The sequence below is a fragment of the Thermophagus xiamenensis genome (assembly GCF_900112795.1).
In the GTDB taxonomy this organism is placed as follows: domain Bacteria; phylum Bacteroidota; class Bacteroidia; order Bacteroidales; family Marinilabiliaceae; genus Thermophagus; species Thermophagus xiamenensis.
Genome location: NZ_FONA01000005.1, coordinates 190030 through 203278 on the forward strand (window position 1 = coordinate 190030; position 13249 = coordinate 203278).

At 37.7% G+C, this 13249-nt stretch carries 10 protein-coding genes; 9 read left to right on the plus strand and 1 reads right to left on the minus strand.

Going from position 1 to position 13249, the window contains the following annotated elements; translation table 11 throughout:
- Positions 1-246: 246 nt before the first annotated feature.
- From topA to porN, 7 genes are all read left to right on the plus strand, one after another.
- Positions 247-2622: a type I DNA topoisomerase gene (topA, locus tag BM130_RS04570; RefSeq protein WP_010526611.1), complete on the plus strand. Its 2376-nt coding sequence runs from the start codon at positions 247-249 to the stop codon at positions 2620-2622.
- 29 nt (positions 2623-2651) lie between these two features.
- A complete protein-coding gene (locus BM130_RS04575) occupies positions 2652-3824 on the plus strand; it encodes an arginase family protein (protein ID WP_010526610.1) in 1173 nt (390 codons plus the stop codon).
- 155 nt (positions 3825-3979) lie between these two features.
- A complete protein-coding gene (locus BM130_RS04580) occupies positions 3980-4957 on the plus strand; it encodes a PorP/SprF family type IX secretion system membrane protein (protein ID WP_010526609.1) in 978 nt (325 codons plus the stop codon).
- Between the two features lie 35 nt (positions 4958-4992).
- The gene (gene porK, locus BM130_RS04585) at positions 4993-6321 is read left to right on the plus strand and encodes a T9SS ring complex lipoprotein PorK/GldK (RefSeq protein WP_010526608.1); all 1329 of its coding nucleotides are present in this window, start codon (positions 4993-4995) and stop codon (positions 6319-6321) included.
- 26 nt (positions 6322-6347) lie between these two features.
- Positions 6348-7313, plus strand: a complete 966-nt coding sequence (gene porL / locus BM130_RS04590) for a type IX secretion system motor protein PorL/GldL (RefSeq protein WP_010526607.1) — start codon at positions 6348-6350, stop codon at positions 7311-7313.
- Positions 7314-7358: 45 nt separating this feature from the next.
- A complete protein-coding gene (gene porM, locus BM130_RS04595) occupies positions 7359-8912 on the plus strand; it encodes a type IX secretion system motor protein PorM/GldM (protein ID WP_074964280.1) in 1554 nt (517 codons plus the stop codon).
- Positions 8913-8943: 31 nt separating this feature from the next.
- On the plus strand, positions 8944-9855 hold the full coding sequence (gene porN, locus BM130_RS04600) for a type IX secretion system ring subunit PorN/GldN (RefSeq protein WP_010526605.1): 912 nt from the start codon (positions 8944-8946) through the stop codon (positions 9853-9855).
- A gap of 85 nt (positions 9856-9940) precedes the next feature.
- On the opposite strand, the gene BM130_RS04605 is transcribed toward porN, so the two are convergent.
- Positions 9941-11014 carry a mannose-1-phosphate guanylyltransferase gene (locus tag BM130_RS04605; protein ID WP_010526604.1) on the minus strand — a complete coding sequence of 358 codons (1074 nt, stop codon included), beginning with the start codon at positions 11012-11014 and terminating at the stop codon, positions 9941-9943.
- A gap of 363 nt (positions 11015-11377) precedes the next feature.
- On the opposite strand from BM130_RS04605, the gene BM130_RS04610 reads away from it, so the two are divergent.
- Both BM130_RS04610 and BM130_RS04615 read left to right on the plus strand, forming a co-directional pair.
- Complete coding sequence (locus BM130_RS04610) at positions 11378-12118, plus strand: MlaE family ABC transporter permease (protein WP_010526603.1); 741 nt, start codon at positions 11378-11380, stop codon at positions 12116-12118.
- Positions 12115-12882 (plus strand): ABC transporter ATP-binding protein, encoded by a 768-nt coding sequence (locus BM130_RS04615; protein ID WP_010526602.1) that lies wholly within the window; start codon positions 12115-12117, stop codon positions 12880-12882. Before BM130_RS04610 ends, BM130_RS04615 begins: the two co-directional genes overlap by 4 nt.
- Positions 12883-13249 lie beyond the last annotated feature (367 nt).

Below are 13249 nucleotides of genomic sequence, written 5' to 3' on the forward strand. Positions count from 1 at the left end.
ATGTTATTTTATCAATTTCAACGCGCATTAATGAGTTCGTAAAAATACAAATATTTGGAGAAACTAAATTCATGTATGATGATGTTAAGATTATTTGTAGGTTTCTACATGGGTATATATTTAAAGATACGTTTTGAATAAAAATTAATTGTGGTTACTATTTTATATATTTGACCCCTAATTTATAATTGTGACCACAACTTGTGAGCATAAATTAAACCTAAAAAGGGCAAATAAATAATAAAAATGGCGAAAAAAGAGAAGGCTACTGAAGAAAATCTGGTTATTGTGGAGTCGCCTGCAAAGGCTAAGACTATTGAAAAATTTTTAGGTCAAAATTTTTTGGTAAAATCCAGTTTTGGGCATATCCGGGATTTGGCCAAAAAGGACTTTGGTATAGATATTAATAACAATTACGCGCCTCAATATGTCATTTCAGAAGATAAAAAGCAAGTAGTGAGTGAATTAAGGTCTTTGGCTCAAGAAGCAAAAACCGTATGGCTCGCATCTGATGAAGATAGAGAGGGAGAAGCTATTGCCTGGCATTTAAGTGAAGTGCTTAATCTTTCTTCTGAGAAAACACGTCGTATTGTTTTTCATGAAATTACCAAAGAGGCAATATTAAGAGCGATTGAATCGCCACGTAACATTGATCAAAATCTTGTAAATGCACAGCAAGCCCGTAGAGTGCTCGATAGGCTGGTTGGTTTTGAGTTGTCACCTGTCTTATGGAAGAAGGTAAAACCCTCATTGTCCGCCGGTAGAGTTCAGTCTGTTGCTGTTCGCCTTTTGGTTGAGCGAGAACGCGAAATTTTTGATTTTAAACCCGATTCTTCTTTTAGAGTTTCGGCTGTTTTTTCACTTTTCGATGATAAGGGTTCTCAAAAAGAATTTAAGGCCGAACTGAATCATCGATTTCAGACTGTTGGTGAGGCCCGGGCATTCCTGGAACAATGTGCCAATGCCAGCTTTAAAGTACATTCTGTTATTAAGAAGCCTTCTACCAAATCGCCTGCCGCTCCATTTACTACTTCAACTCTACAACAAGAAGCTGCACGTAAATTAGGATTTAGTGTTGGACAAACCATGTCGATTGCCCAACGATTATATGAGGCCGGAAAAATTACTTATATGAGAACCGATTCTGTTAATCTTGCTAAGTCGGCCGTTAATACAATTGTGGATGCAATTAAATCCGAAATGGGAGAAAAGTATGTAAAGGTCAGACAGTTTAAAACTAAATCCAAAGGAGCACAAGAGGCTCATGAAGCCATCCGGCCAACTTATCCTAATGTGGCAACAATAGAGGGAACCGCAGCTGAAAAAAAATTATACGACCTAATTTATAAACGCACCATGGCTTCACAAATGAGTGATGCCATAATTGAAAAAACAACTGTTGCCGTTGAAATTGCGGGACAGAAATATCAGTTTGTTGCTACTGGTGAAGTTGTTAAATTTGATGGTTTCCTGAAGGTTTATATCGAGTCCTCCGATAAGGAAGAGGATGAAGAATCTGCAGATTTCTTACCGCCCGTTAAGGAAAATGACCCTCTTGATTTAAAAACTCTTGAAGCGCGTCAACGATTTTCTCATAAACCTCCGCGTTATTCCGAAGCAAGCCTTGTCAGAAAACTTGAAGAATTAGGTATTGGTAGACCTTCAACCTACGCGCCAACTATTAGTACAATACAACAACGGGGTTATGTAGTGAAAGAAGACCGGCCGGGTGAGGAAAGGCATTATCAATATCTTTGGATTGAAGATGGAAAAGTACATCAAGAGGCGAGAAAGGAAATTGCTAATGCTGAACGAAACAAGCTTTTCCCAACCGATATTGCCATGGTGGTTAATGACTTTTTGGTTAATTATTTCCCAAATATTGTAAGCTATGATTTCACGGCGCGTGTTGAGCAGGAGTTCGATGAAATTGCCATGGGAAAAGTAGAATGGCAAAAAGCCATTGATAATTTTTACAAACCTTTTCATCGACAGGTGGAGGAAACACTCGAAAAATCGACCCGAGAAACCGGTGAACGCTTTCTTGGTAACGACCCAAAAACGGGTAAACCAATAATTGTGCGTATCGGAAGGTTTGGACCAATGGCTCAACTCGGTAGTTCCGATGACGAGGAAAAACCGCGATATGCTCCTCTAACCAGAGATCAACATATTGAAACCATTACGTTTGAAGAGGCTTTGAAATTGTTTGAACTTCCTCGTGAATTGGGAACCTTCGAAGATAAAAAAGTAGTTGTGGGAGTTGGACGATTTGGGCCATACGTTAGACACGACGGGAAATTTGTTTCGCTTAAAAAGGGAGTTGACGATCCTTTAACTATTGATCTTGACAGAGCTATTGAGCTCATTAAGGAAAAGAGGGAAAAGGATAATAAAAAGACCATTAAAACGTTTGAAGAAGATAAAGATTTACAAATTCTTAACGGTCGATGGGGACCTTACATAAGTTATAAAAAGAAAAATTATAAAATCCCCAAAGACCAAGAGGCGGCAGCTCTTTCTTATGAGGATTGTCTAAGGTTGATTGAGGAAGGGGACAAAAGTAAAAAAAGTAAAAGCAAGAAAAAGAGTACTTCAAAAAGAACGTCCAAAAAAGACTAAAGTCATATCTGACAAAACTATATTTGATTGTGAATATATCTCATTTTTTGGAACCCTCGGAACAAAAGTGGATGAATTATCCGGGCATTCCCTTAGACGAAGCCCTGGGTAAACAAATCCTATATTTTGACGGTTCTGAGAAGTGGTTTGAAGACAATACAATAGATATTGCTTTAGTTGGAGTGCCTGAAGTAAGAAACAGTATCCATGAGCTAAATGAAAATGCTCCCATTTATGTTAGGCAATGGCTTTATGGAATGCGTCAGGTTTCTACTTCTATGAAAATTGCAGATCTAGGCAATCTGAGAGGGAATGGCTTGCACGACAGATATTTGGCTTTGCGGGAAGTTGTGAATTTTCTATATGCGAGGAATGTGTCGGTTTTGATTATTGGAGGTTCGCAAGATTTGACTCTGCCTGCGTGTGATTTTATGAAAAATAGAAACGAGGAGGGCAATATTGTTATTGTTGACCCTTTCTTGGATGTTGATCCCGAAGGTGCTGATTTTTCCTCTTCCGCTTTTATTCATAAATTAATCGATGATTTGCAAAATAAAATTAATGAATTATCCGTTTTAGGTATTCAGCTTTATTATTGTTCAAAGGAACAGGAAAATTACCTGGCCAATCGCTTCTATCCTGTTTTAAGATTAAAAGATTTAAGGGGTGAAAAGATTGACCGTTTTGAAGTTTTTTTGCGAGATGCTTCTATGTTAAGTGTCGATTTGGGAGTGGTGAGAGGCCAACCCGCTTTGCCTCTGGGTGTAGAAATGCCTAATGGCTTTTCGGAAGCTGAGGCTTGTCGTATATTCTGGTATGCAGGAGCGAGCGATAATTTGAAAGTTACAGGCCTTTTTAATGTTTGTGCCGGAGAAGAGCGGAAATGTTCCGCCGTTGTGGCTGCCCAAATGTTGTGGCACTATTTGGAAGGTGCCGGCCTTAGAGAGGGGGATTACCCGTTGAAATCAATTGAAGACTATGAATTAAAGGTGGTTTTTGTGGAAAAGTTTGATGAAACAGTGAAGTTTTATCATAACCCCCAAAACGGGCGATGGTGGATTCAGGTCCCTTCAAGAAATCATAATAAGATTGTTGCTTGCCATATCGAAGATTATCAGCAAGCTTTAAATAATGAGTTGCCGGATATTTGGTGGCGATATTTTATTAGAACTACCGGTAATTTTAATGTTATTCATCATTGATTACGAGTTTCTGAATGAAAAACGAAACCTTTACCGGGGAAAAGTAGTATATGGATTTATCAAAATGCATAGATAATATACGTTCTTTTTTTTGTTGTAAGAGGCTTAGTGGTAGGTTTATAGGTCGTTTTTTGTCTTGTGGCTTCAAGCAAATAATGTATCTTTTGCTGACTAAAAATTATAAATCTACTGTTGTTTTTTTAACTTTTTTTTGTATTTCTGCCATTCATGCTTATGCTCAATTTGATCCATTGTTCAGTCAGAATATGTTTAACCTGCTCAATAACAATCCCGGATATGCCGGAAGCCGCGAGCAAGTTAACGTTCTTGTTGTAAATCGAAATCAGTGGACAGGATTAGATGGAGCTCCGGTTACAACGGTAGTTGGAGCAGATGCACCGCTTGAAATTTTTGGGAAAAAGGCTGGTGTTGGATTTGAAATTATGAATGACAAAATAGGGTTGTTTACTAATTTAACAATTAAAGCTTCCGTTTCCAGGCAAATTTTGTTTTCTGAAGGAACCCTCGGAATAGGAGGATATGTAGCTGTCATCAACCAGAAATTTGATGGTAGTGGGGTGTCAATACCAAACAGTGATTTTCATGAACAAAACGATCCATTAATTCCCACAACCGAAGTTAATGGTTATACACCTGATTTTGGGCTAGGGGCTTTTTTCCATGATAAAAATGAAAAATGGTATTCAGGGTTTTCAATCCAACATTTATTTGCACCTAAACCAAACTTTCAGGACGATTTTTACGTATATGTCCACCGTTCTTTATTTTTCACTGGTGGATATACCTATCAGCCCGAGGATAGAAGGTATACTTTAAAACCCTCTATTTATGGAAGAGTGGGTGGTGGCAGTTGGCAAATTGATTGGAACGTAAATGTTGACTTTGGGAACAAATATTGGCTTGGTTTATCATATCGTTTCCAAGATGCTGTTGTGTTATTAGGAGGTGTTAGGTTTTCAAACGGAATGTGGGCTGGATATAGTTATGATATCACAACATCAGCTCTGGGAAAAAGTGGAAGTAGTGGGTCGCATGAAATTGTGATGGGTTATTCATTTGATTTAAAGATAAATAAAAAAAATAATAGATATAAAAGCGTTAGATTTTTATAATTATTTAGGAATAAAATTGATTATCAATAAATACTATGAAGAAAGTTGTTGCCCTGAGTGTTATCGTAGTCTCCGTCTTATACGGATGTGGTAAAACCGGCGGAGGGGAACTCGTCGGTGTATCCCGGAAAGCGGCCTTTTATGAGCCGGATCCATATGGGATGATTTTCATTCCACAAGGAAGTTTCAATATGGGACTTGCGGATGAAGACATGGCTTATACCATGAATTCTCAAAAAAGAACCGTTTCTGTTCCCTCTTTTTGGATGGACGAGACTGAAATTACCAATTCAGAGTATCGTCAGTTCGTTTATTGGGTGCGTGATTCTATCGCAAGACGTTTATTGGGTCAACAATTCGAGGAGTTTTTAATTTCTGAAGATAAATTTGGAAATCCAATTGACCCTCCCTTCCTTAACTGGGATGAACCTATTGATTGGGAAGATGAAGAGTATGCCCCCATTTTGGAAGAAATGTATTTGCCCGAAAATGAGAGGTTTTTCAGAAGGAAAGAGATCGATACCCGTAAATTGGTATATGAATATCAATGGGTAGATCTGCAACAAGCTGCTAAAAAAAGCAATCGTTATAATTTTGAAACTAAGGAATATGAAGGGATGGTATTTGATCAGTATGGGCAGGAACGAGAAATTACTGATCGGTCTGCTTTCATTATGAGCGATCAGGTGCTGGTTTATCCTGATACCCTTTGTTGGATTGCTGATTTTACCTATTCTTTTAATGAACCTTTAACTGAAAAATATTTCTGGCATCCCGGTTTTGATGAGTACCCTGTAGTGGGTGTTACATGGAAACAGGCTACAGCTTTTGCCATTTGGAGAACACAACTTCTTAATAATTATTTGGCCAGTAAAGGTGAACCCTTGGTGATGAATTACCGACTACCTAGTGAAGCCGAATGGGAGTATGCCGCGCGTGGCGGATTGGACCAAAATAAATATCCTTGGGGAGGTTACTATACTCGTAATAATCAAGGTTGTTTCCTGGCAAACTTTAAACCTTTGCGGGGACGTTATGGTGACGACGGTGGAATGTATACCATGTCCGTTGCCAGTTTTGCTCCCAATGACTTCGGACTTTATGATATGGCCGGGAATGTTGCCGAATGGACTTCCAGTGCATACGATGAATCTTCCTATGGATTTATGCATGATATTAGCCCTACTTATAAATATAATGCTTTACCGGATGATCCTGAAGTATTAAAAAGAAAGGTTATTCGTGGAGGTTCCTGGAAGGATATAAGCTATTTCCTTCAGAATGGTGCACGTACCTATGAATATCAAGATTCAGCAAAATCATATATCGGTTTTCGTTGTGTAAGAGATTATATAGGAGGTTAATCGAATTAAAGTAAAAATATTTCCTTATGGGTCTTTCAGAATTTGTTCAGAGTCCTGGCTATAAAAAGTTTATGGCCAAAGTTTATGGATGGGGTGCAGCCCTTGTTTTGGCAGGTGCTTTGTTTAAAATTCAGCACTACCCAGGCGCTGGAATCATGCTGAACATTGGAATGGGTACTGAGATTATTATTTTCTTTCTTTCTGCCTTTGAACCACCCCATGAGATGCCTGATTGGAGTATTGTTTTTCCTGAACTGGTTGGTTTAGAACCTCGAGAAGACCTTAGATTTAGAGGTGGTGGAGGAGGAAGTGATTTAGCTGCACTGATCGAGAGTGGTGCTCTTGAACCTGAGGTGGTTGAAAAACTGGGTGAAGGAATTAAAAAACTGGCAGCTACTTCCGGACAGTTAGCTGATCTTAGTGACGCTTCTCTTGCAACGGAGAGCTATCTTCAAAGTATGAAAATGGCCTCAGAATCCGTTAGTAAATTGTCGACTACTCATTCTCAAAGCATTCACGAGTTTGAAGCCTTGAAAAACAGTTATAATGCAGTTGCCCAACAAGTGGCTGAAGGTGGGAAAAAGTTGGCTGAAAATATGGCCGCTGCAGGTAGTAATCTGGTACGCGACATTGAGGAATCAGGAAAAGAACTGGTTGCTTCTTACAAAAGTTTTAGCCAAACCATTAATGAAAATGCCGGAAAAGTAAAGGGCCAAGTCGAAAATTACAATAACCAGTTAATGGAAGCAAATAAACAGCTTTCAGCTATTAACTCGGTCTATGAAATGCAGCTAAAGAGTTTTTCAGAACAATTGGAAGCTTCAAAAAATGTAACTCAACAGTTCGGTGTTATTCATGAACAATTCAATAAATCTGTTGAGGATGCTAAAGTTTACAATGAGCAATTGAATAAACTAAGCAAATCGGTTTCTGAGTTAAATACAATTTATGGAAATATGCTTAGTGCTATGAATATGGGAAGTAATGCCTAATAAAATTGCCTCTAAATTTATTAACCTTAAAGAATACTATTTGATATGAGCGGTGGTAACTGTCCTGAAACGCCGAGGCAAAAGATGATCGGTATGATGTATCTAATGCTTACGGCTATGTTGGCTCTCAATGTTTCCGGAGAATTACTTAAGGCGTTTGAATTAGTTGATAAGAGCATCAGAAAAACCGTTCAAACTATTGAAAAAAAGAATAGACTAACCTACGCTGAGTTTGAAAGTGCTTATGCCACTAATGAAACAAAAGTTAGAGATAAATATTTTGATGCACTGAAGGTAAAAAAAGAAGCCGACAGTTTATACAATCATATTGAGTCCCTAAAATATAAAATTGTTCAAACAGCCGATGGTGAAGAAGCAACGCCAACTAATTATAAGTCTATCGACAATCAGGATGTTGCCGCTCAAGTGATGATTACGGAGAAAGGTGGGGAAAGAAGCAAGATGCTTAAAGAACATTTCATCCATTATCGGGATTTTCTTAAATCCTTGATCGATGAAGAAGATACTTCCTTACTTAACGCCATTGATCGGACACTTACCCCAACCAATCCACCTAAAGTAGATGGTGTCGAAAAAAGTTGGGAAAGTGAAAAATTTGAACATGTACCTTTGGCAGCTAGTATGGCTATGATGAGTCAATTACAAAGTGAAGTCAGAAATGCTGAATCTGACGTTATCCGGTATCTCTATGGAAAAATTGATGAGGGATCCTTTGTTTTTAATAGCATTGAGGCTATTGTGATTCCCAAATCTGATTATGTTATGCGGGGGGATACTTATCATGCAGAAATTATGCTTGCTGCCAGAGATACTACTCAGCCACCTATTGTTACGGTTAATGGGAAAGAGTTACCCATAAGGAACGGTAGAGGTATTTTGGAAATTCCTGCTACTTCCGTCGGTGAAAAGGAATGGAATGGTGAAATTGCCGTTATGGGCCCCGACGGCACTTATACCAGACGCAGTGTTTCCGGTTCTTTTATCGTTTCGGAACCGGGCGTGGTTATCTCACCAACTAAAATGAATGTGTTTTACGTTGGGGTTGAAAATCCTGTTCAGGTCTCTGCCCCCGGTATACCTAGTGAAAAGTTACTTGTTAGAATTACTAACGGTAGAATTAGGAAAGTTTCCAGTAATCAATATATAGTGTCCCCCAATGCTAATGCAATTGGTCGGGAGTGCGTTATTTCCGTCAGTGCCAATATGGATGGAAAAGTGCAGAACCTTGGAAGTCAGGTTTTCCGGGTTAAACGAGTGCCTGATCCCATTGCTACTGTTGCAGGGATGAGGGGAGGACGTATCGATAAAGGTCTGCTTTTGGCTCAAGAAGTGGTCCTTGCTGAAATGGATAATTTCGACTTTGATCTTAAATTTAAAGTTGTTGGATTTACCGTTAGTACTATCAGAAATGGTTACCTACAATTTAAGGATAGTGAAAGCGCTATTATTACTACAGATCAGAAAAATTTGATCAGAAATTCTTCTGTTGGTAGTGTTGTAATGTTTAATAATATTAAAGCCCAGGGACCTGATGGTACTACCCGGGACTTGGGCTCTATTAATTTTACTTTGAAATAGATAATTTTTGAATAGAATAAATTTCTTTATGATGAGAAAGCAACTTCTTTTTTTGATGATGTTTTTTTTCTTGGGGATGATTGTTACTAATCTTTGTGCCCAGGAAAATGTTAACGAAGATAATCTCCCTATCGACGGACTGTTTGAAAGAAAACATGTAAAGAATCGCAAGCCCATTCCTTATCCGAGTATTAGGGAAGCGGATGTGCTTTGGTCCAAAAAAGTTTGGAGGATTATTGATTTAAGAGAAAAGATGAATCTTCCTTTATATTATCCCACCACTCCTATGGATGGACGGTATAGCCTTATCGATTTGCTGTTAAAAGGGGTGGTTGGCGATGATCCTAATGACGGAAAATTAGGCCCTATTACAGCTTATTCGCCCGACGCAAATGATGAATTCAAGGTGCCTATGAATGATGAAAGTGAAATTCTTAGGCGTTTAGGTGCCGGTGTAGAAACCAGAATGGTTACCAGAGCCGATGGAAGTCAAAGTGAAGAGGAAATCGTTGTTGGGCCCAAAACTTTGGAAGTTAAACAAGTCATGGTAAAAGAAATTTGGTATTTCGACAGAAATTACTCTCGGCTAGATGTTCGTATTTTAGGGCTTTGTCCTATTCGTGAGTATGTAGATGAAAGTTTCGAAGGTACTGAAGGGGTTGAAGGAGGTGTCGTTAAAACAATGGTTTTTTGGGTTTATTTCCCTGAAGTTAGAGATTTACTTGCACAGCATGAAGTCTTTAATCCAAGGAATGATGCTCAGCGACGTAGCTTTGATGATATCTTCATTAAACGGTACTTTGGTAGTTATGTGGCTAAAGAAGCCAATGTTTATGATAATAGAGGGATTCAGGAATATACCGTCGGTAAAGAGGCTATCTTGGAATCTAAAAGGATTGAAAGCGAAATTTTCCAATGGGAGCAAGATTTGTGGGAATTTTAATTTTGATTCCTCATCATAATTTATTTAAAAAGGCTGTTGCTGGTTTTAGTGCAACAGCCTTTTTTGCTTGTATGACTATATATTTTTATTCTTTCCCAAATTCTGTTTTAACGTCACTGGTGAACTGACGTATTTGTTGTTCATTTTGCTTCGGACAAATGAGTAATTCATCGCCTGAATCTACTACAATATAATCCGATAAACCTTGAATTACGGCAACTTTATTCGATGGGATATTAATTATCGAGTTATGGGTATCATACAAAAGTACTTTTCCTTTTATGGTGGCATTGCCAAATTTATCTTGTGCTGAATATTCATAGAGTGATGACCAAGTCCCTAAATCTGACCATCCAAAATTGACGGTTTGTACATAAACGTTTTCTGCTTTTTCCATTATGCCATAATCAATTGAAATACTCTTGCATTCTGAATAGGCTTGTTCTACTTGCTTTTCATTGAATGTTGGGGTCGCCTTTAAAGGGTCAAATAACTGTTTAACATCTTTCAGATGTTGATCAAAAGCGCTGTTGATTGATTTTAATGACCAAATAAAAATCCCCGAGTTCCAGAAAAATTCTCCGCTCTCAAAAAATACCCTGGCTAATTCCGCATTGGGTTTTTCGGTAAAAGTCTTAACTTTTTTGAACTGACTCTTGTTTCCTTCTTTGTTTTCTGCCTGGATATAGCCATAACCCGTTTCCGGACGGTTAGGCCTTATCCCTAGTGTTAATAGAGCATCATGGCTGCTCACAAACTCAATGCCACTGTTAATGGCATTTCTAAATTCTATCTCATTAATGATGAGGTGATCTGCAGGAGTAACAATGATATTGGCGTCCTGGCTTCGTTCTTCTATCCATTTATTGGCAAAGGCTATACAGGGAGCCGTATTGCGCCTGAAAGGCTCTGCTAATATTTGTTCTGGTTTGAGTTCTGGAATATGTTCCTTTACTAACTCTTTATAAGCTTGACTGGTCACTACAAGGATATTTTCTTTGGGGCATAAAGGTTCAAATCGTTCATAAGTTTGACGAATCAGGCTTTTTCCAGTTCCTAATATGTCGAGAAACTGTTTGGGAGTGTTGGCTTTGCTGAGAGGCCAAAAGCGGCTGCCAATTCCTCCTGCCATGATAACACAATAAGTATTGTTCTTCATTTTTTATTGGTTTATATTTACGTTTTCTTTCAAAATTAAGATTATATTTCCTGAAATTTTGTCAGTCGTTTCTTGTTGGTGATTCCATCATAAAGTGTGCCGTTTTACTTATGTCGCCATATAATGACTCCTTCGTTGAATTTGATTAATTTTGCATTTAGTATGATCAACAATATCTTAATGCACTAATTCACCTTGAAGATGATATCTAATGGTTCTTGTTATGGATCCAATTTTTATTTTTTCATCTCTTTACCGTCATCTTGTTTTGTAGGGTGGTTTATTGAATTTTTTAAAATAAGTAAAGCAATCTGAAAATTTATTTGATTTTACTAATATAGTTACAATTAAAAAAATTCTGCAATGACATTTTTATTTCATACAGGTCGATATTTCTTGTTTCTGAAAAAGGTCTTTGACAAGCCCGTTAAACTCAATATATTTTTTAAACAAATTATTGACGAAATTGATGACTTGGGAGTTGGTTCTTTAGGAATTGTGGCCATAATTTCAGTTTTTATTGGCGCAGTTATAACCCTGCAAACGGCATATAATATAGAATTACCAATTATCCCCAAATATACTGTTGGGGTCGCAGCCAGGGATACAATATTGTTGGAGTTTTCTTCTACCATTGTTTCTCTTATCCTTGCAGGAAAAGTGGGCTCCCATATTGCCTCGGAAATTGGTACCATGCGTGTCACCGAGCAAATCGATGCATTGGATGTTATGGGCATCAATTCTGCCAGTTATCTTGTTTTGCCTAAAGTGGTTGCAATGGTCTTTATTAATCCTTTTTTGGTAATGATTAGTATGGGCATAGGTATTTTTGGCGGATGGGCTGCAGGAGCATTTACCGGTGTTGTCCCTTCTGCCGAATATATTTACGGTATCCAGTATGCTTTTATACCTTTCTATATTGTTTATTCGCTTATTAAGTCTGTAGTTTTCGGATTTCTTATTGCAACCATTTCCGGGTACTGGGGATATTATACCACAGGAGGCTCTCTTGAAGTGGGGAGGTGCAGTACGAGGGCTGTCGTTGTAAGCAGTATCCAGATATTGTTGTTTAATCTTATTCTTACGCAATTATTGTTGGCATGATCGAGGTAAAAAATGTTTATAAGTCTTTCGATGGAGTAGAAGTATTGAAAAATGTATCTGCTCGATTTGAGCCCGGGAAAGTAAATTTAATTATTGGTAGAAGTGGTTCGGGGAAAACAGTCTTGCTTAAATCGATTGTTGGCCTTCACGAAGTAGACAAGGGTGAAATAATTTATGACGGTCGAAGCTTTACCAATATGTCTGAAAAGGATCGAAAACAGATTCGAAAAGAAATTGGTATGCTTTTCCAGGGTTCTGCCTTGTTTGATTCTAAAACCGTTGAAGAAAATGTTCGTTTCCCGCTCGATGTGTTTTCCGATTTGTCGGTTGCTGAAAAAAAAGAACGTACCAATTTTTGCCTGAAAAGAGTTAATTTAGAAAATGCCAATAATCTTTATCCTTCAGAGTTGAGTGGAGGTATGCAGAAACGAGTTGCTATTGCTCGGGCTATTTCTCTTAATCCTAAATATTTGTTTTGCGACGAGCCAAACTCCGGTTTAGATCCTAAAACCGCTATTGTTATCGATGAATTAATATATGAAATTACCAAAGAATATAATATGACTACCATTATAAACACCCACGACATGAATTCTGTTATGGGTATTGGTGAAAAAATAATTTTTATTTCCGAAGGTCAAAAAGTTTGGGAAGGTTCAAACAACGAAATTTTGATTTCAGATAATAAGCAATTGAATGATTTTATTTATGCTTCAAAGTTTCTAAAACAAGTACGAGAAGGTTTTTTAAAAAAAGGAATTTAATTTTGGTCTTATTTGTGTTTAATACATAGGCAATTAAAAAAAACAGCAAAAAAAGATTGAAAAAAGTATTGCAAAATAAAATGAAAAGTCTACTTTTGCATCCGCTTAACGAAGCAGTGCAATTGGCAAAAATAGTAGGATAAGAGTGGTTGAGGGGGTCGAAAAAAAGTTGAAAAAAGATTTGGTTGAGAAGAATAAAAGTTCTATTTTTGCACTCGCTTTTGCGAGAGGGAAAGAGTGGTTGACGTGAAGGTGAGCGAAAGCAAGAGATGAAAAAAAGATCTTTGAAAGTAATAGATGCAGAACCTGAGTAAGGGTATCGACATTCCCTGGATGGGAGATACTTAAAAGAGCTTAAAGAAGTTTT